24 protein-coding genes and 1 pseudogene are annotated in these 25,051 nt (G+C 74.8%); 10 read left to right on the top strand and 15 right to left on the bottom strand.

Going from position 1 to position 25,051, the window contains the following annotated elements:
* Positions 1-582, bottom strand: a pseudogene (locus ABD323_RS27660) (hypothetical protein); the annotation flags it as partial.
* Between the two features lie 174 nt (positions 583-756).
* On the opposite strand from ABD323_RS27660, the gene ABD323_RS27665 reads away from it, so the two are divergent.
* Positions 757-1,512, top strand: a complete 756-nt coding sequence (locus ABD323_RS27665; RefSeq protein WP_344444691.1) for a GNAT family N-acetyltransferase — start codon at positions 757-759, stop codon at positions 1,510-1,512.
* Between the two features lie 6 nt (positions 1,513-1,518).
* Here ABD323_RS27665 and ABD323_RS27670 read toward each other — a convergent pair whose 3' ends face one another.
* From ABD323_RS27670 to ABD323_RS27680, 3 genes are all read right to left on the bottom strand, one after another.
* A complete protein-coding gene (locus ABD323_RS27670; RefSeq protein ID WP_344444692.1) occupies positions 1,519-2,190 on the bottom strand; it encodes a response regulator in 672 nt (223 codons plus the stop codon).
* Positions 2,191-2,560: 370 nt separating this feature from the next.
* A complete protein-coding gene (locus ABD323_RS27675; RefSeq protein WP_344444693.1) occupies positions 2,561-3,811 on the bottom strand; it encodes a DUF6183 family protein in 1,251 nt (416 codons plus the stop codon).
* A 99-nt stretch (positions 3,812-3,910) separates the two neighbouring features.
* On the bottom strand, positions 3,911-4,978 hold the full coding sequence (locus ABD323_RS27680; protein WP_344444694.1) for an RNA ligase (ATP): 1,068 nt from the start codon (positions 4,976-4,978) through the stop codon (positions 3,911-3,913).
* 320 nt (positions 4,979-5,298) lie between these two features.
* Here ABD323_RS27680 and modA point away from each other — a divergent pair, with 320 nt between their 5' ends.
* From modA to ABD323_RS27700, 4 genes are all read left to right on the top strand, one after another.
* Positions 5,299-6,138, top strand: coding sequence for a molybdate ABC transporter substrate-binding protein (gene modA / locus ABD323_RS27685; RefSeq protein ID WP_344444695.1), 840 nt, complete (start codon positions 5,299-5,301; stop codon positions 6,136-6,138).
* Positions 6,135-6,926, top strand: a complete 792-nt coding sequence (locus ABD323_RS27690; RefSeq protein WP_344444696.1) for an ABC transporter permease — start codon at positions 6,135-6,137, stop codon at positions 6,924-6,926. The genes modA and ABD323_RS27690 overlap by 4 nt, the downstream gene beginning before the upstream one ends.
* A 13-nt stretch (positions 6,927-6,939) precedes the next feature.
* On the top strand, positions 6,940-8,031 hold the full coding sequence (locus ABD323_RS27695; protein ID WP_344444697.1) for an ABC transporter ATP-binding protein: 1,092 nt from the start codon (positions 6,940-6,942) through the stop codon (positions 8,029-8,031).
* 79 nt (positions 8,032-8,110) lie between these two features.
* Complete coding sequence (locus tag ABD323_RS27700; RefSeq protein ID WP_344444698.1) at positions 8,111-8,590, top strand: hypothetical protein; 480 nt, start codon at positions 8,111-8,113, stop codon at positions 8,588-8,590.
* A gap of 28 nt (positions 8,591-8,618) precedes the next feature.
* On the opposite strand, the gene ABD323_RS27705 is transcribed toward ABD323_RS27700, so the two are convergent.
* Positions 8,619-9,941: an alpha/beta hydrolase family protein gene (locus ABD323_RS27705; protein WP_344444699.1), complete on the bottom strand. Its 1,323-nt coding sequence runs from the start codon at positions 9,939-9,941 to the stop codon at positions 8,619-8,621.
* An 87-nt stretch (positions 9,942-10,028) separates the two neighbouring features.
* On the bottom strand, positions 10,029-11,195 hold the full coding sequence (locus tag ABD323_RS27710) for a DUF5937 family protein (RefSeq protein ID WP_344444700.1): 1,167 nt from the start codon (positions 11,193-11,195) through the stop codon (positions 10,029-10,031).
* Positions 11,196-11,296: 101 nt separating this feature from the next.
* Between ABD323_RS27710 and ABD323_RS27715 the strand changes: the two genes are divergently transcribed.
* Entirely contained in the window at positions 11,297-12,706 is a 1,410-nt protein-coding gene (locus ABD323_RS27715) for an MFS transporter (protein ID WP_344444701.1), read from the top strand.
* 247 nt (positions 12,707-12,953) lie between these two features.
* Here ABD323_RS27715 and ABD323_RS27720 read toward each other — a convergent pair whose 3' ends face one another.
* Positions 12,954-14,093, bottom strand: coding sequence for a PucR family transcriptional regulator (locus ABD323_RS27720; protein ID WP_344444702.1), 1,140 nt, complete (start codon positions 14,091-14,093; stop codon positions 12,954-12,956).
* A gap of 87 nt (positions 14,094-14,180) precedes the next feature.
* Between ABD323_RS27720 and ABD323_RS27725 the strand changes: the two genes are divergently transcribed.
* Both ABD323_RS27725 and ABD323_RS27730 read left to right on the top strand, forming a co-directional pair.
* Positions 14,181-15,236, top strand: coding sequence for a ferredoxin reductase (locus ABD323_RS27725; RefSeq protein ID WP_344444703.1), 1,056 nt, complete (start codon positions 14,181-14,183; stop codon positions 15,234-15,236).
* Between the two features lie 5 nt (positions 15,237-15,241).
* Complete coding sequence (locus tag ABD323_RS27730; RefSeq protein WP_344444704.1) at positions 15,242-16,360, top strand: fatty acid desaturase family protein; 1,119 nt, start codon at positions 15,242-15,244, stop codon at positions 16,358-16,360.
* A gap of 3 nt (positions 16,361-16,363) precedes the next feature.
* Here the strand turns inward: ABD323_RS27730 and ABD323_RS27735 are convergent, their stop codons facing one another.
* Together ABD323_RS27735 and ABD323_RS27740 are read right to left on the bottom strand one after the other, a co-directional pair.
* On the bottom strand, positions 16,364-17,077 hold the full coding sequence (locus tag ABD323_RS27735; RefSeq protein ID WP_344444705.1) for an aminoacyl-tRNA hydrolase: 714 nt from the start codon (positions 17,075-17,077) through the stop codon (positions 16,364-16,366).
* A gap of 82 nt (positions 17,078-17,159) precedes the next feature.
* A complete protein-coding gene (locus tag ABD323_RS27740; RefSeq protein WP_344444706.1) occupies positions 17,160-18,080 on the bottom strand; it encodes a hypothetical protein in 921 nt (306 codons plus the stop codon).
* 184 nt (positions 18,081-18,264) lie between these two features.
* Here ABD323_RS27740 and ABD323_RS27745 point away from each other — a divergent pair, with 184 nt between their 5' ends.
* Positions 18,265-18,639, top strand: coding sequence for a YbjQ family protein (locus tag ABD323_RS27745; protein ID WP_344444707.1), 375 nt, complete (start codon positions 18,265-18,267; stop codon positions 18,637-18,639).
* A gap of 84 nt (positions 18,640-18,723) precedes the next feature.
* Complete coding sequence (locus tag ABD323_RS27750; protein WP_344444708.1) at positions 18,724-19,782, top strand: FAD-dependent oxidoreductase; 1,059 nt, start codon at positions 18,724-18,726, stop codon at positions 19,780-19,782.
* 33 nt (positions 19,783-19,815) lie between these two features.
* On the opposite strand, the gene paaE is transcribed toward ABD323_RS27750, so the two are convergent.
* The 6 genes from paaE to ABD323_RS27780 all read right to left on the bottom strand — a co-directional run.
* Positions 19,816-20,889 carry a 1,2-phenylacetyl-CoA epoxidase subunit PaaE gene (gene paaE, locus ABD323_RS27755; RefSeq protein WP_344444709.1) on the bottom strand — a complete coding sequence of 358 codons (1,074 nt, stop codon included), beginning with the start codon at positions 20,887-20,889 and terminating at the stop codon, positions 19,816-19,818.
* The gene (paaD, locus tag ABD323_RS27760) at positions 20,889-21,404 is read right to left on the bottom strand and encodes a 1,2-phenylacetyl-CoA epoxidase subunit PaaD (RefSeq protein WP_344444710.1); all 516 of its coding nucleotides are present in this window, start codon (positions 21,402-21,404) and stop codon (positions 20,889-20,891) included. Before paaD ends, paaE begins: the two co-directional genes overlap by 1 nt.
* Positions 21,398-22,312 (bottom strand): 1,2-phenylacetyl-CoA epoxidase subunit PaaC, encoded by a 915-nt coding sequence (gene paaC, locus ABD323_RS27765; RefSeq protein WP_344444711.1) that lies wholly within the window; start codon positions 22,310-22,312, stop codon positions 21,398-21,400. Before paaC ends, paaD begins: the two co-directional genes overlap by 7 nt.
* Before the next feature lie 12 nt (positions 22,313-22,324).
* Positions 22,325-22,618, bottom strand: a complete 294-nt coding sequence (paaB, locus tag ABD323_RS27770; RefSeq protein ID WP_344444712.1) for a 1,2-phenylacetyl-CoA epoxidase subunit PaaB — start codon at positions 22,616-22,618, stop codon at positions 22,325-22,327.
* Complete coding sequence (paaA, locus tag ABD323_RS27775; RefSeq protein ID WP_344444714.1) at positions 22,611-23,582, bottom strand: 1,2-phenylacetyl-CoA epoxidase subunit PaaA; 972 nt, start codon at positions 23,580-23,582, stop codon at positions 22,611-22,613. The genes paaB and paaA overlap by 8 nt, the downstream gene beginning before the upstream one ends.
* A gap of 208 nt (positions 23,583-23,790) precedes the next feature.
* The coding region (locus ABD323_RS27780; RefSeq protein ID WP_344444713.1) for a M20 family metallopeptidase at positions 23,791-25,051 on the bottom strand (1,261 nt) is incomplete at its 5' end.

Genomic DNA, 25,051 nt, shown 5'->3' on the forward strand with positions numbered 1-25,051 from the left:
GGGGCGGGCGAAGGCGCAGCGGGCGGCGAAGGCCGCCGAGCTGTCGGCCTCCCCGGCCGGCGGGCGGGCCCGCGGGTCGGAGGACTCGCCGGCCCCGACGGCGGCGCGGGGACCGACGGCGTCGAGGGGGTCGGGACGGATGACGGCGTAGGCGGGCGCCGCAACGGTGACGAAGAGGGTCAGACAGCCCCGGCGCTTCAGCTCGGTGGCCACCTCGGTGAGCAGCAGCGTCTTGCCGCAGCCGCTGTCGGCCACCACGTCGAAGCGGACCGCGGTCCGCTCGCGGGCCGCTGCGAGGATCTCGTCACGGGCCGCCAGCAGGCCCGCCGACAGGGCGGCCGGATGGTCGACCGGCGATGCGGTCGGCGGTGCGGTGCGTGGTGCGGTCGGTGGTGCGGTGGGCGGGCCGGGTGGCCGGGCCCGCTCCCCGGCGGCCGTGGGGTGGCGGCCGGCCGGCGCCTCTCCGGTGCGGGTGAGGAACCGCCGCAGGGCGCCCCACGGGGTCGTGTCCGGTCCGCCGGAGGAGGCCGGATCGCCGATCGGCGAGGTCGATGACGGATCGTCAGAACGTGGGCGGCTCATGAGCTCTCCCGAGGTCGGCTCGGACCATCCGCTCAACTCGCAAGCGGAGTCCGACCATAGGCCGAAACTCGCCCTCGATCCACGCCGCCGGGCCAACGACTTGTCAGCGCAACGGCGTTCTGCCACGGTGACCGCACAGTCGGCCGGGCGGCCGCGGAGAGCGTGAGGTACCTGGTGGCCACAGAGCAGGCGGACCGGACGGCACGGCAGCCCGTGATCCGCCGGATCACCGCCCCCGGAGCCGAGTTGGACGCGATCTACGAGCAGATCCTGCTGCCCTCCTTCCCGCCGGACGAGTTGGACGATCCGGCCGACCTGGACGCGGCGGTCCGCTCCGGCCTCACCAGCGTCTGGGCCGGCTTCGACCCGGCCGGCCGACCGCTGGGCGCGGCGATCGGCGAGTTCGAGCCCACCCGCCGGATCGTCCTGCTGGCCTGGCTGGCCGTCCGCCCGGGGCTGCGCGGCGCGGGTGTCGGGGGGCTGCTGCTGCGCTCGGCGCTGCGCACCTGGCGGCAGGAGTACGACCCCTGCCTGGTCCTCGCCGAGGTCGCCGACCCGCGGGCACACGCCACCCACGACGGCTACGGCGACCCGGCCGCCCGGCTGGCCTTCTACCGGCGGCTGGGCGCCCGCACGCTGGACCTGCCGTACTTCCAACCCGCCCTGGGCACCGGCCGCGCCCGGGTCGACGACGTCCTGCTGATGGCCCTGCACGCGCACCCCGCACTGGCCGGCCCGGACCCGGACACCGTCGACGGCGACGTGCTGCGCGGCTACCTGGAGGACTACCAGCGCAGTTACGAGGGCGCGGTCGGCACCGACGAGCAGGCGTCCCGCCTCTGGCGGGCGCTGGCCCGTCCCGACGGGATACCGCTGCTCACCGGCGACACCGCACCGCCCGCCGACCAGCCGCCCCCGCCCCGGGCCTGACCGGGGTCAGCCCGCGTGCCCCGGGGTGACCAGCCCGCTCTCGTAGGCCAGCACGACGGCCTGGGCGCGGCTGGAGAGGTTGAGCTTGGCCATCGTGCGGTTGAGGTGGGTCTTGACCGTGGCGACGCTGACCACCAGCCGGCCCGCGATCTCGGGGTTGGACAGGCCCTGGCCCACCAGCCGCAACACGTCCAACTCCCGGCTGGTCAGCGGATCCAGGCCGGGCGGCGGCTGGGCGGCCCGGTCGGCCTCCCGGAAGGCGTACGCCTCGATCAACCGGCAGACCACGCTGGGCGCGAAGAGCATGTCGCCACCGGCCACCGTCTCCACCGCGGCGAGCAGCCGGTCCGGCGGGGTGTCCTTGAGCAGGAAGCCGGAGGCTCCCGCCCGCAGCGCGGCGTACACGTACTCGTCGAGGTCGAAGGTGGTGAGGATGATGATCCGGGGCGCGGGGTCGGCGGCCTGCGCCAGGATGCGGGTGGTGGCGGTGATGCCGTCCATGCCGGGCATCCGGATGTCCATCAGGACGATGTCGGGAAGCTCGGCGGCGGCCAGTGCGACCGCCTCCTCACCGCTGGACGCCTCGCCGACCACGTCCAGGCCGGGCGCGGCCCGCAGCAACGCCACCAGACCGACCCTGATCAGGATCTGGTCATCCACCACCAGCACGCGCGTCACGCCTGCGGTCCCCTCCCCCATCGAGCCGCACAGTTCGCGACCCCACCTTACGTGTTGACGAGGGCATGCGAAGGAAAAGGCGAGTGAACCGAAGGGAGGAGCGTCGACACCGGGTCAAGAGCGCCCGGAGGCGAACCGAGCCGGATGACAGCCGGGGTGCGGGGGCCCGCCGAGCCTCGTCGCCCCCCGTCCGACGAGGTTCGGCGCCAGCCCGCCGGCCGGAAGTCAGCCTAGGGAGTGCGGGGCCGGAGATCGTCGGGCGAAGGTTGGAGATCGTCCGTGACGGGCGCGGTACAGGGGCGGGGTCTGCAACTTCCGCGGTATCCGGCCGTCCGCCCCTGACTGCCCCTCGCCGCCCGTCCGCTGTCGATCAGTCGTAGTCGGCGCCGCTGACGGCCCAGGCGAGTCCGGTGGCCGGGTCCTCCAGGGCCAGGTGCAGGTGCCAGACCTCGTCGGACGGCTCGCACCAGGTGAAGCAGCGCATCCGGGCCACCAGGGCGTCCACCTCCGCCACCGTGCAGCGCCCCGACGGGTCGGCCATCGCGGCCAGCGCGCGCCACGCCGCCAGCCGGCCGAGCGCGGCGCCGGCCGAACGGCCGTACGCGCCGGCGCCGGAGCCGGCCCGCACCAGGGCGGGGTAGGCGGCCGCGAAGGACAGGTAGCCGCCGATGGTGGGTCCGGCCGCCGGATCACGCAGCTCGGGCGGTACGAGCAGCGCGGCGGCCTGCGGCGCGCTGCCGCGCAGGCAGCGGGCGCTGAGCCAGCCGGACAGCGCGCGCAGGGCGGCGGTGGCGGGCTGCTCGGCCGCGGACGCCTCAGCCGGCAGCGGGCCGGACGACGGGACGCCGGACGGCCCCACGCCGGTCGGCGGCGGACCGGGATCAGCGGGGTCGGCGGCCGTGGCCGGGCGCTGCGGGGCACCCGGCGCGGGGAGGCGGACCGGCCCGAGGCCCTCCCGGTTGTCCGGCAGCGCGAAGAGCGCGCTGGCCGCCGAGCCGCCGGGGCGGTAGCCGGTCACCCGCTGCTCGGGCTCCCAGCCGGCCTGCTCCCAGGGGCGCAGCACCAGCGGCGGCTCCAGCGCGGCCGCCGCGCCCCGCCCCCCGGACGGGCCGGGCGAGCCGGACCGGCCCGGGCGACCGGGCTGACTTGACGCGTTCGGCCGGCCGGCCGCGCCGGGCGGGTCGAGCGGTCGCGGCAACGGGATGGCGGCCTCGCCTGCCGCCGCCGGCGCCGGCTCCTCCCGACCCTGCGCCAGGTCCTCGCCGAGCAGCACCCGGGTGTGCGCCGCCAGGGTGCGAACGGGCTCGGCGCGCAGCAGCGGGTCGAGCACCTGCCAGGGGTGACGGGTCGCCAGCACCTCCCAGAGCGGGCCGGTCCAGCCGTCCCGCTCGCCGGCCGCCGTCGCGGGGCCCGCCACCGGGTCGAAGAGGCCGGCCGCGACCGGGGCCGGCGCGGCCAGCGCGAGCTCGTGTCCCAGCCGCGCCGACTCCCGCACCGCGGCGCGCTCCCCGCCCTGGGCGTGGCCGCGCGCCCGGGCCTGCCGGTAGAGCCCGAGCAGTTCCTCCCAGCGACCCTCGCCGACCAGCGTCGCGTGGAGCCAGCCGTCCTCGTTCACCATCATATTTGTCAGCGTACGTCCAAGGCACACGGGCGCCCTGACAGTGCCTCAGCCCGGTGCGTCGCCACCCACCGGGCCCGCTGCCCCCGCCCCTGCCGTCCCTCACTCGTACTCGGTGCCGCCCTTGCGGGTGAGGTAGGCGCCGCTGACCACCTTGGCGATGGCCCGCCCGCCCAGGGTGAAGCTGTACCGCTCCACCACCGGGCGCACCACCACGCCCTCGCGCAGGTGCAGCGCGCGGCCCGAGACGGTCTCCCGGCCCTCGGCGTGCGCGAGCACCACGGCGGCGTCGAACGGCCCGCTCCAGACCCGGGGCACCAGCGGCAGCCGGTCCGCCAGCAGCTCGGCGGCGTCCAGCCAGTGCAGCTGCCCGTCGATCACCGCCGAGACGTCGAAGACCGCGTAGCCCGGCAGCTCGGTGCGCCCGGACTCGCCGTAGGTCAGGTCCTGCACGCCCGTGCCGAAGACCTCGCCGAAGATCCCCACCCGCTCGGCGCCCAGCCGCTCGGCGAGCTCCGCGGCGACGGCCGGCACGCCGTGCGCCCGCACCGCCCGCCAGTAGAGGTTGGTCCCGTCCTCCTTCAGGGCCAGCCCCTGGGCACCGATCCCCTTGGAGGAGACCTGCACGGCCTTGCTGTCGGCGTGGTAGGTGAACAGGCAGCAACTGCCGTGCAGCTTCTCGGTCAGGACCACCGGCTCACCCGACTCGAAGACGTCCGGGAAGCGCTGCAGGTTCTCGATGTCCACCCAGGGCATCAGCTCGGGAGCGGCCTCGACGTCGCCGTTCATGGCGGTCGGGATCGGCGGCACCCACTTGGTGATCCCGAGCTCGGCGGCGAAGTCCCGCCCCTCGGCGGCGGCCCGGGCCAGGTCGACGCCGGCCAGCGCGGCCGGGCGGCAGACCACGCCCTGGGAGAGCTCGCCGCGCAGCCGCACCGCCCTCACCCGGTCGGCAGCGCTGCCGGCCAGCTTTCCGGTCAGCCCCAGTTCCTCGATCAGCTCGGCCGGCAGCACGGCCTGCTCGGGGATGTAGAGGGCGTGCTCGCCGGTGCGGTAGGCGCCCTTGGCGACCACCGCCCGGTAGAGCCCGACCTGGGCCAACTCCAGGGCGTCGGCGTTGGGGTGGTCGAGCACTGTCAGGGACTCGACGGTGACCCGTAGTGTGGACATCGGTGACTCCTCCCGGTGGTGAGCCCCCACTGTGACGCCTCGCCAGCGGTGCCTGCCAACCGTTTTCCGACGATTCCCACAGGCCTCCCCGGGGGCCGGGACCAGCAGGCCTGTGCGATGGCACAGGGGATTTCAGGCTTGCATCTGCGGCACTATGATCGGCACGACAACCGCAGATACGAGTGCGCACCACAGCGCACCACGGCTCGCCGCACTGCGGCACCAGGGTCGCCCCCTTTCGTCGCACGGTGCGGCGGACCGGCCCGCACGCACCTACCGCACCGCCGCGCCCCCGGGCACGGCAGGAGGGGATTCTCCGCATGACCACCACCCGGACCCGTACCGCCGCGGCCACGCTGGCCGCGCTCGCGCTGGCCGCCGGCCTCACCGCCTGCAGCAGCTCCTCGAAGTCCTCGGCCGGCGCCTCCTCCAGCAGCTCGGCCGGCGCCTCGGCGAGCAGCAGCGGGCCGGCGATCACCGGCACGGTCACCGTCTTCGCCGCCTCCTCGCTCCAGGGCACCTTCACCGACCTCGGCAAGAAGTTCGAGGCGGCCCACCCGGGCACCACCGTCAAGTTCAACTTCGGCGGCAGCTCCGCGCTGGCCCAGAGCATCGTCTCCGGTGCGCCCGCCGACGTCTTCGCCGCCGCCTCGCCGGCCACCATGAAGACCGTCAGCGATGCCAAGGGCAATGCGGGCGACCCCAAGGTCTTCGTGCGCAACACCCTGGAGATCGCGGTCCCCAAGGGCAACCCCAAGCACATCAGCAGCCTCCAGGACCTCAGCGCCGCCGGCGTCAAGGTCGCCCTCTGCGCACCGCAGGTGCCCTGCGGCTCGGCCGCGCAGAGCGCGCTCAAGGCCGCCAACGTCAACGTCACCCCGGTCACCCAGGAGCAGGACGTCAAGAGCGCGCTGACCAAGGTCGAGCTCGGCGAGGTGGACGCGTCCATGGTCTACAGGACCGACGTGCAGGCGGACGCCGGCAAGATCGACGGGGTGGACTTCCCCGAGGCCGCCAAGGCCGTCAACGACTACCCGATCGCCGACCTCGCCAAGGCCCCGAACGCCGCCGGCGCCAAGGCCTTCGTCGCCTACATCGAGTCGCCCGAGGCCCAGCAGGTGCTGACCGCGGCCGGGTTCCAGTCGCCCGCGTCCTCGTGAGCAAGGGCGCCTCCCGGATCCCGGTAGCCCTGCTGCTGCCGGCCCTGCTCGGACTGCTCTTCCTGGTACTGCCGCTCGCGGGCCTGCTGATCCGGGCACCGTGGCGGAGCCTGCCGGAGCAGCTGACCAGTGCCGAGGTCTGGGAGGCGCTGCGGCTGTCGCTGGTCTGTGCGACGTCCGCCACCGGGGTCTCGCTGGTGCTGGGGGTGCCACTGGCGTGGCTGCTGGCGCGGACCGAGTTCCCCGGACGGCGGCTGATCCGGGCCCTGGTGACGCTGCCGCTGGTCCTGCCGCCGGTGGTGGGGGGCGTGGCGCTGCTGCTGGTACTGGGGCGCAACGGGATCGTCGGGCGCTGGCTGGACTCCGCCTTCGGGATCACGCTGCCGTTCACCACCACCGGGGTGGTGGTCGCCGAGGCCTTCGTGGCGATGCCGTTCCTGGTGATCAGCGTGGAGGGCGCGCTGCGCGCGGCCGACCCGCGCTACGAGGAGGCGGCCGCCACCCTGGGCGCCTCGCGGCTGACGGCCTTCCTGCGGGTCACCCTGCCGCTGATCGCCCCGGGCGTGGGGGCCGGGGCGGTCCTGGCCTGGGCCCGGGCGCTGGGTGAGTTCGGCGCGACGATCACCTTCGCCGGTAACTTCCCCGGCAAGACCCAGACCATGCCGCTGGCCGTCTACCTGGCGATGGAGACCGACCCCGAGGCCGCCATCGCGCTGAGCCTGGTCCTGCTCGCCGTCTCCATCGCCGTGCTCGCGGGACTGCGCGGCAAGTGGATGAGCACCGCGTGACGGGAGATGCCCGATGACGACACCACCCCCTGCCGGCGGATCCGGTGCGCCCGGCGCGCTCGATGCCCATCTCCGGGTGGAGCGGCCCGGGTTCACGCTCGACCTCGAACTCGGCGCCGCCGCCGGCGAGGTGGTCGCGTTGCTCGGACCGAACGGGGCCGGCAAGTCCACCGCCCTGCGCGCCCTGGCCGGACTGCTGCCGCTGACCGCCGGTCACCTGCGCCTGGACGGGCAGACCCTGGAGGATCCGGCCACCGGCCTGCACACGCCGGCCGAGAGGCGACCGGTCGGCGTGGTCTTCCAGGACTACCTGCTCTTCCCGCACCTCAGCGCGCTCGACAACGTCGGCTTCGGGCTGCGCTGCCGGGGCCGCTCCCGCAAGGAGGCCCGCGCCGAGGCACTGCCCTGGCTGACCCGGATGGGACTGGAGGCGCACGCCACCGCCCGGCCCGGCAAGCTCTCCGGCGGGCAGGCGCAGCGGGTGGCACTGGCCCGCGCGCTCGCCGTGCAGCCGCGCCTGCTGCTGCTGGACGAGCCGCTCGCCGCCCTGGACGCGCGGACCCGCCTCGACGTGCGCTCGCAACTGCGCCGCCATCTCGCCGAGTTCGAGGCGGTGGCCGTCCTGGTGACGCACGACCCGCTGGACGCCATGGTGCTGGCCGATCGGCTGGTGGTGATCGAGGACGGCGCCGAGGTGCAGTCCGGCACGCCGAGTGAGGTCGCCCGACTGCCGCGCACCGACTACATCGCCCGGCTGGTGGGCCTGAACCTCTATCAGGGTGTCGGCACCGGACACCAGGTGACACTGCCGGACGGTGTCGTGCTGGCCACCGCGGAGGCGGTGTCGGGACCGGCCTTCGTGGCCTTCCCGCCCTCCGCCGTCACCCTGTACCGCACCCGCCCCGAGTCCAGCGCCCGCAACGTCTGGGAGCTGACGGTCGCCGGACTCGACCTGCACGGCGACCAGGTACGCGCCGACCTCACCGGCCCGGTGCCGCTCGCGGCCGACCTGACCCCGGCCGCCGCCGCCGAACTCGACCTGTCCCCCGGCACCCCCGTCTGGGCCTCCGTCAAAGCGACCCAGACCCGCGCCTACCCGGCCTAGGACTCGTCCGACAGGGCTTTGCGCTGCCCGGCGGGGGCGGGTGGGAACCGTGCGGGGGTCCGGGGTGGTCAGCAGGGGTATGCACCACACCACTCTTCTCCTCGCCTCCACGGGCGGGTCGACCACGTCGACCGTCCTCGCGCTGCTGTTGCTCCTGTTGCCGTTCCTCGCACCGGTCGTCCTGGTCGGCACGCTGGTCGTGCTGCTGGTGCGGCTGGTGCGGGCGGCGGGGAACCTGCGCTCGCTGCTCACTCCCGGCACCTTGCTGTTGGTGGCGGTCGCGGGTGCGGCGGCCTCGACCGGGGCGTTCGGTATCGGGATGGCCTCCGGTTTCTATCTGCTCGATCCGGACGATTTCTGCGCCAGCCACGGGTTCGCGGCGCAGCGGGTGGTGACCCATGCCTTTCCGGTGAGCGCCCGGTGCGTGGACGGGCCGGTGGAGGGCGAGCTGGTGCCCGGCTGGGTCAACCCCACGGTGCTGCTCGGCGCCTTCACCGCCGTCCTGGGCCTCAGCGGCGCCGCCGGCCTCGTAGCTCGCCGCCGGCTCCCCGTGCACTGAGGCCTGCCGAGACCGGCCGGATGCGGGCTCACGGGATGAAGGAGGCCGGGCCGGTGGCCGGACGGTCGAACAGGCCGGTGTCGCTCTGTTTGAGCCACTGGTCGAAGAAGCCGGCGATGTACCGCTGCTCGGTGGCGAGGGTGTCCTGCGGGTCGCTCCAGCCGATGTCGTCGTAGACGGCGCTGGCGGGCAGCGGGGTCTGGCGGGCGATCTGCGGGACGAACACCTCGGCGTCGGTGAAGGAGCCGTGCTTGGCGCCGCGCAGGTGGAGGTCGCGCTTCCAGCCCGGGGTGTTGTCCCAGAAGGCCTCCCACGAGCGGAAGGTGTGGTGGTCACTGGCCTGGCTGCCCATCAGCAGGAACGGGCGGTGCAGACCGTCGACCGCGACCGGGGCGAGGTTCGGACCGCCGTCGTCCAGGTTGTTGCCCAAGGGGCCGTCCATGTTGATGCCGGCCCTGATCCGCGGGTCGTCGTGCATCGTGGTGCCGGCCGTGAACCCGCCGGCGGAGTGGCCGAACATGCCGATGGTGTGGGTGTCGGCGGCGCGGGCCAGTGCCGGGGGCAGCACGCCGGGGGTGGTCAACTGGTCCAGGACGAAGCGGATGTCGGCCTCCCGGACGTCCATGACCTTCTGCAGGAGGGTCGAGATCGTGCCGTCCTGGATGGCCTTCTGGACCACGTCGGGCGTCAGCACCGTGCGGCGCACCGAACCGTCCGGGAACTGCACGGCCGAGGACTCGTAGGTGTGGTCGACGGTCACCACCACGTAGCCGCGGCTGGCGAGGTCCTCGACCAGGGTGGTGTCCCAGCCGCGCGGATCCCCCGCGCCCGGGGAGTAGAGCACCACGGGGTGCGGTCCGCCGCTCAGGTCGGCCGGAGCGCCCTGGTGGGCGTGGGTGAGCGTGGCGGCCCAGTCGACCGTCCCCGGGGGGATCTCGTAGCGGGGGCCGACGTCGGAGTCGAGGGCGGCCGCCACCCCGGCGGAGAACTGCGGGGCGAGCGGGTGAGCGGCGGTGTCGGTGGCCGGGTAGACCACGCTCGCCATGAGCTCGCGGTGCGCCACCGTGCTGACCCACGGGTCGGGTCGGGAGGTGTCCACCAGGTGCAGCGAGAGCGTCCCCAGCTGCTGGTAGCGGCCGGTGGGCGCGGGCAGCGTGAGCCGGGCCTTCGCGGTGCCCGGCGGCGCGCCGGTGGTGGCGGCGGCCTGACCGGTGACGGCCTGACCGGACGTGGCCGGACCGGAGGTGGCCGGACCGGAGGTGGGTGCCGCGGCCGCGGCGGAGGCCGCGGCGGTGGGCGCGAGGGTGAGGGTGAGGGCGATGGCGGTGTTGAGCAGCAGCTTCGGCGTCATGGGACCAGTGTGCTGACGGTGGATCAGCGAATCGATCGTGCCAACACGACGGTTTCGAGGTTCGGTTTACCCCACCCCCCGTTCGGCTCAGCGCAGCACCGCCTCCAGCAGGTCGGTCCCCAGCCGGGCGCTGGCCGGCAGGTTCAGTTCGTACAGCACGTAGCGCCCGCGGCGCCGGGTGGTGAGCAGCCCGGCCCGGCGCAGCACCGCCAGGTGCCGGGAGACCTCCGGGGCCGTGAGCTGCCAGGCGTGCGCGAGCTCGCCGGTGGTGTGCGGCCCGCGGGCCAGGGTCCGGGCCAGCCGCAGCCGCAGCGGATGGGCGAGCGCCTCCAGTCGCTGCTGGACCAGGGCGAAGGAGACCGGCTCGGCGAGGCCCGGCTCGCTCACCGGGTACTGCAGCACCGGCCGCCAGCCCCGGGCGTGCACCACCACCAGGTGCGGGCGGCCGAAGACGGTGGGGACGAAGGTGACGCCGCCGGCCTCGACCGCGCTGGTGGCGTTGTCCTGCAGCTTGTCGACGACGATCTGCCGGCGGCCCGGCCCGGCGGGCCCCACGGCCGCGCCCGCAGCCGACGCCGGGTCGGCCTCGGCCTCGGCGGCGGGCCGGGGCTCGCCGCGCAGGCTCAGCGCGGGCGAGATCGCGGCCAGCGCCTCGGCGAGGCCGCGGCGGGCCAGCAGGTCGGCCATGTGCCGGGCGTCGGCGGCCAGCGTCGGCAGAGCCTGGCGCCAGGCGTCGGCGAAGAACGCCTGCTCGCAGTCCTCCCGCAGCCGGCGGATCAGCGCGCGGACGGCCGGCGGGTCGGCGAGCAGCCGCTCGGTGAAGGCGGCTTGCCGCGGGCCGCGGGCCAGCGCCAGCTCGCGCACCCGGTCGCGGTCGGCCGGGTCGGTGAGCGGGGAGACCGCAGCGCGGTGGCTCAGCCGCGAGGAGCCGCAGCTGGTGACCAGCGCGGCCGAGGCGTACCGCTCGTCGGACACCTCGTCGACGGCGTCCAGCTCCTCGGCGAGGGTCGCGCCGGGCAGCGCCGGCACCAGGAAGTCCGCCCGCGAGGAGCGCCACAGGAAGTCCGCCTCGATCAGCCGGTCCGCCAGCTCCGGCTTGATCGCGCTGGCGGTCGCGGTGGCCCAGCCGCGCAGCGAGGGGTGGTGGGCGGGCTCGGCGAGGACGTGGAGCATCGCGGTCAGCTCGGCGAGCGGGGACGGCGCGAAGAGCAGACGTTCGGCCGGCAGGCCGGTGATGTCGACGGTGAGGCTCATGGCCGGGATCCTGCCACCAGCGGTCGGGGTGATCCACACCGATTGACCGGTGCCGTCAATCGACGGGCCCGCCAGGGTGGGCAGGGCGCACGGTACTCGGCATGACTGCGACCCGACAGCGCCCGACCACCCGCCCAGCCGACTCCGCCACCGACGCCGACATCGCCACCGCGCTCCCCACCGCACCGGCAGGCGACGGCGGTGGCGGTGGCGGTGGCGGTGGCGGGAACGCCGGCCGCGGTACCGGCACCCTCGGTACGCTGCGGCTGCTGCTGGGGGCCGGCGGCGGCCGCTACGCGCTGGCGCTCGTGGTGGACGCGCTCGGCGCCGGCCTGCTGCGGCCGTTCCTGCTGCTGTACGGCGTGAGCGTGCTCGGCCTGGACGCCGGCCGCGCCGGACTGGCCCTGACGGCCGGGCTGCTGGCCGGGCTGGCGGCGCTGCCGCTGACCGGCCGCTGGATCGACCGGGGCGCCCGCAGCCTGCCGGTGGCGGCCACCCTGCTGGTGCGGGCCGCGGGGGTCGGCGTGCTGCTGGGGACCCGCGGGCCGCTCGGCTTCACAGCGGCGGCGGTGCTGCTGGGGCTGGGCAGCCAGTCCTGGCCGACCGCGCACGCCGCCACCGTCACCGCCCTGGTCGCCGGCCGGACCAGGGACGCCGCGCTGGCGGCCGGCCGCTCGCTGCGCAACGCCGGGCTCGGCGGCGGCGCGCTGCTCGCCACCGTGGCGATGGCCGGCGGCACGGGGACGCTCCGGGCGCTGGCGGTGCTGACCGCGCTGGCCTGCCTGCTGGCCGCCGCCCTGGTCTGGTCGCTACGGATCTCGGTGCCCGCCACGCCCCGCGCCGCGACCACCGCGGCAAGCGCGGCAGCGAGCACGGCGGCGAGCACCGCCGAGCCATCGCCCCAGGCCGGGGCCCCGGTCCCGGTCCCGGTCCCGGCGGACGGCCGCGGCGGGCGCCTCGGCCTCCTGCTCAACGTGGCGAACCTGCCGTTCGCGTTCTGCTTCGACGTGCTGGAGGTGGCCCTGCCGGCCCTGCTGGTGACCCGGCTGCATGTCTCGCCGGCCTGGTCCTCGGGGATCTTCGTGGGCAACACGGTGCTGGTGATCACCACCCAGCTGGCGGTCGTCCTGCGGCTCGCGCGGCGCTCCCGCCGGGGCGTGCTGGCCGCCTCCGGCGTGCTGCTGGCGACCGCCTACCTGGGCTTCTGGGCCGCGGGCTCGCTCGGCGGCGCCGCCGGCGCGGCCGGGCTCTGCGCGGTGGCCGTGCTGTACACCGCCGGGGAGATCCTCTACACCGGGACCGGGACGGCCCTGGTGGTGTCGGCCGCCGCACCGGCGCAGCTGGGCCGGGCGCTGGCGCGCTGGGAGCTGTCGAGCGGACTGGGCCGGGCCGCCGCTCCGGCCACCCTCACCGCGCTGCTGGCGCTGGGCCCCGGCGTGCTCTGGACGGTCCTGGCGGCGGCCACCCTGCTCGGCGCGGCGGCCGTGCGGCGGTTCGGTCCGGCGCTCTGAACAGCGGCCACCGACACGGTCGCGATCCGGGCCGCCAGGTGGAGCAGCAGCGTCGCCCACACGCGGGGAGTGGACACCGTGGAATCGGCGGCGGGCACGGGCTCGCCCCGGGCGGCGCGGGCACTGCCGCTGTTGTTCGTCGCCAGCGCACTCCGGTACGCCGCAAGCGCACCGGTGCGAATTCCCATCGCCCGCCGCAGTCGAACAGGCCGGGGCGACCTACGGACCTGGACGCCCGACGTACGCGTCAGCCGACCCGAAGACCCACCGCCAGGGTCAGTTCGAGGACCCGGTGCGGTGATGCGAGATCCGGGAACAGCTCCCGCAGCTGCGACATCCGGTACCGGACCGTCTGAGGGTGGACGAACAACGCCGCCGCCACCTCGTCCCGCCTGCCCTGGTGCAGCAGCCACGCCCGCAACGTCTCCTCCAGCCGCCGTGCGGTCGTGACGGGCAGGGTCCGCAACGGTGCGAGGGCTCGGGCCCGCAGGTCTGCGAACGCGTCCGCGTCGGCGCTCAGCACCAGCTCGGGCAGGTGGTCCTCGGTGTCGCGAATGTCGGGGGAGAGGGAGCGCGCGCGGACGGCTCGCGCGTAGGAGGCGGACGCACGGGTCCACGGCCGCGCCGGGCCGACCACGACGGTGCGCTCGGTCAGCTGCCGCAGGAGGTGGGACCGGTCGGCATCGGGGACGAGCAGCACGCCGGTGGCGTCGGGCAGGTCGTCGAGGACGAGCGTGCCCGGGGTGAGCGTGCGGTAGGCGGGCCGGGCCTGGGCGGCGGGCAGCAGCAGCGCGGTCAGCGAAACCGGGGGCTGCCACCCGGCCCGTTGGGCAGAGGCCAGCAGCACGTCCGGGCTCGCGCCGGCGAGGAGGTCGCGGGTCAGGTCCTCCAGGTGGCGCTCGTGGGCCCTGCCCCGGGCGGCCAGTTCGTCGGCGTGGCCCGCGGCGCTGGCGGCGGAGAGCTCGTCGATGTAGGCGAAGGTCAGCTCGGCGAACTTGGCGACCTCGGCGGCGGGCAGACCCGCGGGTACCGCACCCGCTGCCAGGCACCGCCAGGCCACCCGGGCGCCGACGCGGTAGGCGCTGAGCAGCGCGTCCATCGAACGGCCGTCGCGCACCTCGCCGCGGCCCAGCTCGTAGGCCGCGTCACTGGCGTCACCACCCGTGGCGTTCCCGCTCGCGAGGTCCAGGTAGTGCCCCAGGGCGGTGCGGACGGCTCGGCGGATGGTGCCGCCCATGCGGCCCGAAAGGGCGTTCGCGTAGGGAGGGACCTCCTCGATGACCGCCTCGACGACCTCGTCGGCGGTGGCCGTCAGCGCGGCCCGAATCGCGGTGACCGTCGTCTCATCCAGGACCAGCTCGCTGGCCCTGCGGATGGCCTGGCTCATGGTTCTGTTCCCTGCGAACAATTCGGTTGACCAGATTTACGTCCTATGGTCAGGACTTTACGCCCTGAGGCGCAGCAAGCTGGGGGTATGACGACTGCAGCCCTCCGCGGCAGGGCATGGAAACTGCTCGAGATGGTCACGACGCCGCTGCTGCCGTCGGACTACCTCGACCTGGTCAGCCCGCTGCGTGCCGGCGCCGACCTTCGGGGGCGCATCGAGGCCGTGCACCGCGAGACGGGTGACGCCGCGACCATCGTGATCAGGCCGGGACGGGGCTGGCGCGGCCACACGGCCGGTCAGTACCTGCGGATCGGGGTCGACGTCGACGGGAGGCGCCTGTGGCGCGCCTACTCCATCACCTCACCGACCGACCGCCGGGACGGCCGCGTCACGATCACCGTGAAGGCGATCCCGGACGGCAAGGTCAGCAACCACCTGGTCCACCGGGCCACACCGGGCACGCTGATCCAGCTCGACCAGTCGGCCGGTGACTTCGTGCTGCCGCGTGCCAAGCCCGCCAAGGTGCTCTACCTGACGGCCGGCAGCGGCATCACACCCGCGATGGGCATGCTGCGCGACACCGGGTTCGACGACGTCGTCATGGTCCACTGCGCACCGCGGCCGCGGGACGTGATCTTCCGCGAGGAACTGCACGACCTGGTCGCGGCCGGGAAGCTGCGCCTCACCGAGGTGCACACCGACACGGAGGGCAGGCTCGACATCGCCCGTCTGGGCGAACTCGTGCCCGACTGGGCCGAGCGCGAGACCTGGGCCTGCGGGCCCGCGGGCCTGCTCGACGCCGCGGAGGGGCACTGGACCGAGCACGGCCTCCGGGAGCGCCTGCACACCGAACGCTTCCGCCCCCGCACCGTCGTCGCCGGCGACGGCGGCGAGGTCACCTTCAGTGCCACCGGCAGGACCGTCGACGCGAACGGCGCCACGCCGTTGCTGGACGTCGGCGAGGAGGCCGGCGTGCTCATGCCCTCCGGGTGCCGCATGGGCATCTGCTTCGGCTGCGTCACGCCGCTCAAGGCGGGCGCCGTCCGCGACCTGCGCACCGGCGAGATCACCGAGGCCGAGCCGGGCGTCCTCATCCAGACCTGCGTGTCCGCCGCGGCGGGCCCCTGCGACATCGAACGGTAGGCGCCTTGACAGCCATCGACCCCACCGCCCACCTGACCGCGGAGCAGATCGAGGAGCTCGGCCGCGAACTGGACGCGATCCGCGACGAGGTGATCGCCGGCCGCGGTGCGAAGGACGCCGCCTACATCCGCAAGGTCATCTCGGCCCAGCGCAAGCTCGAGCTGGCCAGCCGGGGCGTGCTGCTCTTCTCGATCTTCCCGCCCGCGTGGCTGCTCGGCACTGCCGGCCTGTCCGTGGCGAAGATCATGGACAACATGGAGATCGGCCACAACGTCCTGCACGGTCAGTGGGACTGGATGCGGGACCCGAAGATCCACTCCACCACCTGGGAGTGGGACCACGTCTCGCCGTCCGAGCAGTGGAAGCACTCGCACAACGAGCTGCACCACACGTACACCAACGTGATCGGCAAGGACAACGACCTCGGCTACGGCATCATGCGCGTCGACGAGGACCAGAAGTGGCACCCGGCCCACCTCGGCCAGCCGCTGTGGAACCTCGTCAACGCCTGCTTCTTCGAGTACGGCATCGCGGCGTACGACCTGGAGCTCGGCAAGAACCTGCAGAAGCGCCACCGCAGGAGCCCGGAGTTCCGCGCGCGGGCCAGGGCCGTGGGCCGCAAGATCCGCAAGCAGGTGCTCAAGGACTACGTGATCCACCCGCTGCTGTCGGGCCCCTCGTTCCTCCCCACGCTCGCCGCCACGTTCACCGCGAACGTGGTCCGCAACGTCTGGACCCACTCGGTCATCATGTGCGGGCACTTCCCCGAGGGCGTCCAGGTCTTCGAGCGCCGGTCGGTCGACGGCGAGACGCGCGGCCAGTGGTACCTGCGCCAGATGATGGGCTCGGCGAACATCAGCGGCAGCAGGGCGATGCACTTCATGACCGGCAACCTGTCGCACCAGATCGAGCACCACCTGTTCCCGGACCTGCCGAGCAACCGGTACGCCGACGTGGCGGTGAAGGTGCGCGCGCTGTTCGAGAAGTACGAGCTGGAGTACGTCACCGGGCCGCTGCCCAAGCAGGTGTTCTCCGCGTGGCGCAAGGTCTTCCGGCTCTCGCTGCCGAACAGGAGGCCCAAGGTCACGACGCCGGCCCGCGAGCCGGAGGTCCTCGCGGCCTGAGGGTCAGCGCAGCGCCGGGTGGTCGGCGACGACGGTGCAGGAGCCGGGGGCGATCTCGGTGAAGCCGGCGTCGTGCACCACCGGGAGCGGGCCGGCGGTCAGTTCGGCCCAGCGCGCCGGGTCCGCGGTGCGGACCGCCAGCGCGAAGCCGTTCTGCTCCCACTCCTTGCGCTGCGCCTCGTCCAGCTGCCACCAGGCGAGCTGCGCGGCGTGGCCGGTCTGCGCCATGGTCTTGCCCGCGCTCATCTCCAGCTCGGGGTTGAGCCAGAGCACCGGCAGGTCCGCGGGCACCGCCGGGAGCCCGACGTCCTCGGGGTCGCTCAGGTCGGTGCCCGAGACCTGGAGCTTGGCCAGCTCCTTGGGCCAGCCGTCCAGCGGGATCGGCGGGTAGACGCGCACCTCGGCGGCACTCCCGGTGACGGTGATGCCGGGCAGCTCGGCCGCCTTGCGCCACTCGCCGCCGCGGGCCCGGCGGACCACCTTGCGGATCCGGGCGTCCTCCCAGGAGCGCATCGCCTGCGCCCACTCGCCCTCGTCGCGCGCGCGGGGGTCGGCGAGCATCGTGAGCACGGCGCGGGCCGAGGTCTGCAGCGCGTCGGTCCGGGCCGGCGGGTCGGCCTTCTCCAGGTGCAGCACCAGCGGCAGCACGAACTGCGGGTTGGCGTCGCGGTCACTGGGGTCGGCGGCGGGGCTCGGGGCGTCGAACGGTGCGGTCACCCCCACAGCATGCCAGGCGGCGCCGACCGGCCCGCCACCGCGGCGGCCCCCGCCGGCGGCCCGCCCGGCACCCGCCCGCAGCTCAGCGGCGGTAGCCGCGTCCCGGCTCGCGCTCCTCGGCCTCCTCGTAGGTGAGGAACCAGCCCTCGGGGTGGGTGGCGGCGAGCTGGGTGTCCAGGCGGACCGCGCTGTCCTCGTCCGGGTCCTGGCCGGCCAGGTCGTAGACGCCGAGCAGCTCGTCCGCGCAGCCGTCCCAGTCGTAGTCGTACAGGTCGGCGGGCAGGTCGCCCATCAGGTCGGCGACGGCCTGCGGCTGCGAGCCGAGCAGCGAGCGGGCGTCCACCAGAGCCAGCCGCAGGGCCAGCTCCTCGCCGGGACAGCGCGGCAGCGGCCACTCGCCCAGGCCCAGGTCCTCGGCCAGGTCGTCGAAGGCCCGGGCCATCGCCTTGCGCCAGGACCGGTGCATCGTCCAACTGCGGCGCGGCAGGCGGGCGAAGACGGCCCAGTCCTGGTCGTCACCGTCGGTCACCGGCTCGTCGCCGTGCTCGTCCAGGTCGTCGTAGGCGGCGTCGGCGAGCGCGAGCAGCTGGGTGTGCAGCAGGCACGCGGTGCGCGGGGTGAGGGTCCAGTCGCCGGACTCGCCGTCCTCGCCGTCGAGCGGGAAGAGCTCGGCGAAGTCCGGGGCGAAGTCGTCGGTGGTGCTGATCTCCAGCGTGCCGCCGATCGCCTCGATGCCGGGCATCGCGCCGATCAGCCGGTCCGGGTGCAGGAGCGCGCCGAGCGCGGCGTGCGGGTCCTCGGCCACCTCGCGCATCAGTTCCGCGCGCTGGGCCGCCGGGTCGATGCCGGAGAAGTCGAGCTCCTCGACGGCGGCCAGTGCGGCGGCGCGCAACGCGGGCCAGTCGGTGATCCGGATCCCGAGCACCACCGTCGCCTCGATCTCCAGAGCATCCGGATTGTCCGTTGCGCCCGACCCCTGCGGATGATCACTCTGCTCGCCCATGCGACAAGGTTTACAGACCGTAGCACGGGAGTCCACTGACGGGTTCGGACATGTTTCCGCGAGCGCCGCCGCAGGTCGGGGCGCGGGGCCGGATCGGCCCGCGCGACCTCCGGCCGGGCGGTGCGGGCGGCGGCTTCGGGGGTGGCTGCCGGACCGGGGCCGGTCGGGGCCGCACGATGGGGCCATGAGCAACCTTGACGAGTACGGCGGCGGGCCGGGGCCCGGCGCGGACATCCTGGTGGTCACCACCAACGACGTGCCGGGCCACCGGGTGGACCGGGTGATCGGGGAGGTCTTCGGGCTGACCGTGCGCAGCCGGCACATCGGCACCCAGATCGGCGCCTCGCTGAAGTCGATGATGGGCGGCGAGCTGCGCGGCCTGACCAAGACCCTGGTGGAGAGCCGCAACCAGGCGATGGAACGGCTGATCGAGCAGACCCGGGCGCGCGGCGGCAACGCGGTGCTGATGATGCGCTTCGACGTCACCGAGGCGGCCGATCTGGGCACCGAGATCTGCGCCTACGGAACGGCGGTGGTGATCAGCCCGCTGCAGGGCTGACCGCCGCCGGTGCGCCGGTGGAACAAAGGCTCTCGGCGCCGATGTTTCACCGGCGTGACTGTTGATACCGCAACAAGAGTCGACGTGGTCGTGATCGGCGCGGGCCAGGCCGGCCTCTCGGCCGCCTACCACCTGCGCCGACGCGGCTTCGTGCCGCACCGGGACTTCGTGGTGCTGGACGCCGACGACGCGCCCGGCGGGGCCTGGGCGCACCGCTCGCCCTCGCTGCGGATGGCGACCGTGCACGGCTTCCACGACCTGCCGGACTTCGAGCTGCCCGCGCCCGACCCGCAGGCGCCCGCCCGCGAGGTGGTCCCCGGCTACTTCGCCGCCTACGAGGCCCGGCACGCCCTGCCGGTGGTGCGCCCGGTGCGCGTCACCGCGGTGCGCGCCGAGCCCGGCGGTGACCGCCTGCTGGTCGAGTCGGCGGCCGGCACCTGGTCGACCCGGGCGCTGGTCAACGCCACCGGCACCTGGACCCGCCCCTTCCTGCCGCACTACCCGGGTCACTTCGCGGGCCGCCAGCTGCACTACGCCGACTACCGGGGGCCCGCGGAGTTCGCCGGGCGGACGGTGGCGGTGGTCGGCGGCGGTGCCTCCGCGATCCAGCTGCTCTCGGAGCTGGCGGCGGTGGGCCGCACGCTCTGGGTGACCCGCCGCGAGCCGGTCTTCCGCGAGGGACCGTTCGGCGAGCAGGACGGGCGGGCGGCCGTGGCGCTGGTGGAGGAGCGGGTGCGCCAGGGGTTGCCGGTGCGCAGCGTGGTCAGCGTGACCGGACTGGGCCCCTCGGTGGCGCTGCGCCGGGCCCGCGAGCTGGGCGCGCTGCACCGCGAGCCGATGTTCGACCGGCTCACCGAGCACGGGCTGGCCTGGGGCGAACGGGAGGTGGCGGTGGACGCGGTGATCTGGGCCACCGGCTTTCGCGCCGAGGTCGGCCACCTGGCCCCGCTGGGACTGCGCGAGGCGGGCGGCGGGATCCGGCTGGACGGCACCCGGGCGGTGGCCGACCCGCGGATCCACCTGGTCGGCTACGGCCCGTCCGCCTCGACGATCGGCGCCAACCGTGCCGGGCGGGCGGCGGTCAGCGGCATCGTGCGGCTGATCGGCGCGCCCGCCGCCGCGCAGCCCGTCCCGGCCGCGTAGCGGCGACGCCGCAACGGGCCGCCCGGCACCGCCTCAGGCGTCGTAGTCGACCGTCACCTTGTCGGAGACCGGCCGGGCCTGGCAGGTCAGCACGTAGCCGGCCGCCAGCTCCTTCTCCTCCAGCGCGAAGTTGCGGCGCATCTCCACCTCGCCCTCGGTGACCTGCGCCCGGCAGGTCCCGCAGACCCCGCCCTTGCAGGCGAAGGGCAGGTCGGGGCGGGCGTGCTGGGCCCCGTCCAGGACGCTGCGGTCGCGCGGCAGCCGCAGCGCGCTGCGCCGCCCGTCCAGCACCAGGGTGACCTCGCTGTACCCCTCGGCCGCGCCCTGCGGCTCGGCCGGGCGCTCGGCGAACGGCTCGTCCTCGGCGTGGAAGAGCTCCTGGTGCACGGTGGCGCCCGGCACGCCGAGGCCGGTCAGCAGGGTGCGCGCGTCGGTGACCATCGCGTGCGGCCCGCAGAGCCACCAGTGGCCCACCGCCGGCACGTCCACCAGCGCCGTCAGCAGCGCGCCGACCCGCTCGGTGTCCAGCCGCCCGCTGAGCAGTTCGGCGTCGCGGGCCTCCCGGGAGAGCACGTGGACCAGCTCGAACCGCTCCAGGTAGCGGTCCTTCAGGTCGGCCAGCTCGTCGGCGAACATCACGGTGTCGCTGCGCCGGTTGCCGTAGAGGAGCGTGACGGCGGCCTCGGGGTGGGCGGCCAGCACGGTGCCGGCGATCGAGAGCATCGGCGTGATGCCGGAGCCGGCCGCGATCAGCACGTGCCGGGTGGGGGTGTCGAGGTCGGCGGTGAAGGCGCCGCCGGGCGGCAGCACCTCGATGGTGTCCCCGACCGCGGCCCGGCGCACCAGCTGCCCCGAGAAGAAGCCGCCGGGCACCTCGCGCACCGCGATCCGCAGCGGGCCGCCGACCGGCGAGCAGATCGAGTACGAACGCCGCTCGTCGGCGCCCTCCTCGGTGACCTGGCGCACGGTCAGCGACTGGCCGGCCAGGAAGGTGTAGTCGCCGGCGAGCTCGGCCGGGACGTCGAAGGTGACGGCCACGGCGTCGTCGCAGAGGCGGTCGACGGCGGCGATCCGCAGGGGGTGGAACTGCGCGCGGCGCGGCGCCATCAGATCTCCTTCATACGTTCGAACGGCTCACGGCAGGCGCGGCAGCGCCAGAGCGCCTTGCAGGCGGTGGAGCCGAAGCGGGACAGCTCCTCGGTGTCGGGCGAGCCGCACTGCGGGCAGTCGACCAGCAGCCGGGTGGGGCCCAGCCGCAGCGGCACCGGCGCGCCGGCCGGGGACGGCGGGGCGATGCCGGCGGCGGCGAGCTTGGCCCGGCCGGCGTCCGTGATCAGGTCGGTGCTCCACGGCGGATCCAGCCGCAGCCGGACCCGGACGTCGGTGAAGCCCGCCGCGCCCAGCTTCAGCCGCACGTCGGCGGCCATCTCGGCGACCGCCGGGCAGCCGGAGTAGGTCGGGGTGAGCCAGACCGTCAGGGCCTGCCCGTCGGGGCCGTCCTGCTCGTCCTGCTCGACGCCGGCGAGCACGCCCAGGTCGGCCAGGGTGAGCATCGGCAGCTCGGGATCGGGGACCGTGCCGGCGATCTCGGCGGCGTGCCGGGCGGCCAGGGTGGTCACCATGTCGCCCCCGGGTGCTCGCGGGCCACGCACTGCAGCTCGGCCAGCAGCGGGCCCAGCGCCTCGGTGTGCACGCCCTCGCGGCCCGCCCGCCCGCCGACCCGGGCCATCGGCGCGGCGCCGGGCACCACCAGGGTGGCCTCGGCGATCACGGCGGCCAGCTCCTCGAGCACGCCCGCGCGCAGCTCGGCCGGGTCCACGCCGAGCCGCAGCTCCACCTCGTGCGCGGTGAACAGCTCGTCCAGCAGCGGCCAGACCGCGTCCAGGCCGGCCTGCATCCGCTGCGCGGAGTACGGCGTGCCGTCGCCGAGGCGGACCGTCCAGGCGGCGGCGTACTCCTGGTGGTAGGCCAGCTCCTTGGCGCCCCGCACGGCCACCGAGGTCAGCACCGCGTCCAGCTCGGCGCGGGTGTCGGCCAGCCGCAGGTAGAGCGCGCGGCGGGCGGTGGCGAAGACCAGCAGCCGGGCGATGGAGTAGCCGAAGTCACCGTTCTCGGCCTCCACCAGCCGCACGTTGTGGAACTCGTGCTCGGCGCGCCAGTAGGCGAAGTCGTCCTCGGTGCGACCGGTGCCGTCCGCCTGGCCGGCCCGGGTGAGCAGCAGCCGGGCCTGACCGAGCAGGTCGAGGCCGAGGTTGGCCAGCGCCACCTCCTCCTCCAGCTCGGGAGCCCGGGTGCACCACTCGATCAGTCGCTGGGACAGGATCAGGGCGTCGTCGCCGAGCAGCTGGCAGTAGAGCGAGAGGTCGGCCCCGTCGACGTCCGGCGCGAGCGCGGTGTCGACGCCGAGCAGCGGGTCGGCGAAACCGGTGCCGTAGGCCCAGCGGGCCTCGGCCTCCTGGTCCGACTGGGCCAGGCCCAGGTAGACGTGGTCGTCGACGCCGTGGCCGTGCGGGGCGTGGCGGTCCGTCATGGGGGTCCCCCGTCAGATGTGCGGGACATCCTCGGGGATGTCGTAGAAGGTCGGGTGGCGGTAGACCTTGTCGCCGCTGGGCTCGAAGAACGGGTCGCGCTCGTCGGGCGCGGAGGCGGTGATGGCCTGCGAGCGGACCACCCACAGGCTCACCCCCTCGTTGCGGCGGGTGTAGAGGTCGCGGGCGTTCAGCAGCGCCATCCGGTCGTCCGGGGCGTGCAGCGAGCCGACGTGCACGTGGTTGAGGCCGCGCCGGGGACGCACGAAGACCTCGTACAGCGGCCAGCCGGCCTTGGAGTCACTCACTGCTCTGTCCCTTGCTCTTGTCGGCGTAGGCCGTGGCGGCCTCGCGCACCCAGGCGCCGTCCTCGTGGGCCGCGCGGCGGCGGTCGATCCGCTGCGCGTTGCACGGGCCCTGGCCCTTGATCACCTGCTGCAGCTCGGACCAGTCGGGCTCGCCGAAGTCCCAGCTGTCGCGCTGCTCGTTCCAGCGCAGGGCCGGGTCGGGCAGGGTGACGCCCAGGTGCTCGGCCTGCGGGACCGTCATGTCGACGAACCGCTGGCGCAGCTCGTCGTTGGTGTGCCGCTTGATCCGCCAGGCCATCGACTGCGCGGTGTTCGGCGAGTCGCCGTCCGGCGGGCCGAACATCATCAGCGAGGGCCACCACCAGCGGTCCACCGCGTCCTGCACCATCCGGCGCTGGGCCTCGGTGCCGCGCATCAGGGTCATCAGCAGCTCGTAGCCCTGCCGCTGGTGGAAGGACTCCTCCTTGCAGACCCGCACCATGGCCCGCGCGTAGGGGCCGTAGCTGCAGCGGCAGAGCGGGACCTGGTTGCAGATCGCGGCGCCGTCCACCAGCCAGCCGATCACGCCGACGTCGGCGAACGTCAGGGTCGGGTAGTTGAAGATCGAGGAGTACTTCTGGCGACCGCTGATCAGCTTCTCGGTCAGCTCGGCGCGGTCCACGCCCAGCGTCTCGGCGGCCGCGTAGAGGTAGAGCCCGTGGCCCGCCTCGTCCTGGGCCTTGGCGAGCAGGATCGCCTTGCGGCGCAGCGAGGGCGCCCGGCTGAGCCAGTTCCCCTCGGGCTGCATGCCGATGATCTCGGAGTGCGCGTGCTGGGCGATCTGGCGGACCAGCGTCGCCCGGTAGGCGTCCGGCATCCAGTCGCGCGGCTCGATCCGCTGCTCCGCGGCGATCACCGCGTCGAAGTGTTCGGCCGGTGCGCTGGGCTCGGCGGGCCCGATCGGCCCTTCGGCCTCGGTGGACAGTGCCACGATGACGACTCCTCCCGACTGACCGTTCGGTCGGTTCCATTGTGAAGCCAACGACCCGCCCGTGACAAGCACCTACCGGGACGGGGTGACCCGGTACGGGGATCAGGGGCGGGGCCGGAGCGGCCGCTCGCGGGGGCGCACGCGCCGGAGGGCGGGCCCCGGCACAGGGCCGGGACCCGCCCTCCGGGCGGTGCGGGGTCGGTCAGGAACGGGCCCGCAGCCGCGGCAGCGGCACCGCGAGCAGCCCGGCCAGCAGGGCGATCCGCGGGGCCAGCTCGTCCAGCTGGATGTGCTCGTCGCGGGCGTGCGGGCCCGCGCCGCGCGCCCCGAGCCCGTCCAGGGTGGGCAGGCCGCGCGCCCCGGCGAGGTTGGTGTCACCGGCGCCGCCGGCCGGCGCACCGTCCAGCTGCTGCCCCAGTGCCGCCGCCAGCGAGCGGACGTGCCGCAGCAGCAGGTTGCCGGACCGCTCCGGCCAGGCCGGCCGGCTGGAGAGCACCTCGGTGTGCACCAGCGCACCGGGACGCAGCGCGGTCAGGTGGGCCAGCGTGTCCAGCGTGCTGGCCTGCGCCTCGGGGGTGGCGAAGCGCAGGCCCAGCTCCGCCTCGGCCTGCCCCGCCACCACGTTCGCCCGGGTGCCGCCGGTGATCCGGCCGGTGTTCAGCTCGGTCCCGGGGGCACGGGCCAGGCCGCGCACCGCGACCAGCTGGTCGACCAGCTCGTCCACCGCGGACGTGCCGTCCTCGGGGTGGCTGCCCGCGTGCGCCTCGTGGCCGGTGACCGTCAGGCGCACCCGGGTACTGCCCCGGCGGGCGGTCTTCAGCCGGCCGTCCGCGTGCGGCGGTTCCAGGCCCAGGACGGCGGCGGCGCCGGGGAGCTGGCGCCCCACCACGCGGCGGCCGTCCGGGCTGCCGACCTCCTCGTCCGCGGTGACCACCACGCGCACCGAGCGGTGCGGGCGCAGGCCCAGGTCGGCAAGGAGGGCGAAGGCGCCTTCGAGGAGGGCCAGACCGGCCTTCATGTCGAGCACGCCGGGGCCGCTGAGCACGCCGTCGTGCTCGGTCACCGGCCAGTCGGCGAGCGTGCCGACCGGCCAGACGGTGTCGTGGTGCCCCACGAAGAGCAGGTGCGGGAGGCTCTCGTCCTGGCCGGGCCAGTGCAGCAGCAGGTGGTCGCCGGCCACGCCCGGCTCGCGGCGGGCCAGGGTGCCGGTGGCCCGGTAGCCGGTCGAGAGCTCCTCGGCCAGCGCGTTCAGGCGTTCGGCGTCGCCGCTGGGCGACTCCATCCGGGCCAGGTCCACGCAGCGCCGGCGCACCGCGCCGGAGAGCGTGCCGGCCCGCGAGGCCAGCGCCCGGGGCAGACCGGGCAGCGCCTCGGACCTGGCGGCGGGGTCCTCGCCCGCGGCGTCGGGCGCCGGCCACCGCGCGTCGCCGACCCCGCTGAGTACGGGAAGCCACCGCGGAGGT

This window comes from Kitasatospora nipponensis (assembly GCF_039528135.1).
Taxonomy (GTDB): domain Bacteria; phylum Actinomycetota; class Actinomycetes; order Streptomycetales; family Streptomycetaceae; genus Kitasatospora; species Kitasatospora nipponensis.

Bases quoted from the DNA above. Each gene is read 5' to 3' on its own strand.
- ABD323_RS27715 (WP_344444701.1), top strand. From the start codon at position 11,297: ATGACTGCGACCCGACAGCGCCCGACCACCCGCCCAGCCGACTCCGCC.
- paaD (WP_344444710.1), bottom strand. From the start codon at position 21,404: ATGGTGACCACCCTGGCCGCCCGGCACGCCGCCGAGATCGCCGGCACG.
- ABD323_RS27740 (WP_344444706.1), bottom strand. From the start codon at position 18,080: ATGGGCGAGCAGAGTGATCATCCGCAGGGGTCGGGCGCAACGGACAAT.
- ABD323_RS27695 (WP_344444697.1), top strand. From the start codon at position 6,940: ATGACGACACCACCCCCTGCCGGCGGATCCGGTGCGCCCGGCGCGCTC.
- paaE (WP_344444709.1), bottom strand. From the start codon at position 20,889: ATGGCGCCGCGCCGCGCGCAGTTCCACCCCCTGCGGATCGCCGCCGTC.
- ABD323_RS27725 (WP_344444703.1), top strand. From the start codon at position 14,181: ATGACGACTGCAGCCCTCCGCGGCAGGGCATGGAAACTGCTCGAGATG.
- ABD323_RS27705 (WP_344444699.1), bottom strand. From the start codon at position 9,941: ATGACGCCGAAGCTGCTGCTCAACACCGCCATCGCCCTCACCCTCACC.
- modA (WP_344444695.1), top strand. From the start codon at position 5,299: ATGACCACCACCCGGACCCGTACCGCCGCGGCCACGCTGGCCGCGCTC.
- paaC (WP_344444711.1), bottom strand. From the start codon at position 22,312: ATGACGGACCGCCACGCCCCGCACGGCCACGGCGTCGACGACCACGTC.
- ABD323_RS27720 (WP_344444702.1), bottom strand. From the start codon at position 14,093: ATGAGCCAGGCCATCCGCAGGGCCAGCGAGCTGGTCCTGGATGAGACG.
- ABD323_RS27710 (WP_344444700.1), bottom strand. From the start codon at position 11,195: ATGAGCCTCACCGTCGACATCACCGGCCTGCCGGCCGAACGTCTGCTC.
- ABD323_RS27745 (WP_344444707.1), top strand. From the start codon at position 18,265: ATGAGCAACCTTGACGAGTACGGCGGCGGGCCGGGGCCCGGCGCGGAC.
- ABD323_RS27675 (WP_344444693.1), bottom strand. From the start codon at position 3,811: ATGATGGTGAACGAGGACGGCTGGCTCCACGCGACGCTGGTCGGCGAG.
- ABD323_RS27680 (WP_344444694.1), bottom strand. From the start codon at position 4,978: ATGTCCACACTACGGGTCACCGTCGAGTCCCTGACAGTGCTCGACCAC.
- ABD323_RS27700 (WP_344444698.1), top strand. From the start codon at position 8,111: ATGCACCACACCACTCTTCTCCTCGCCTCCACGGGCGGGTCGACCACG.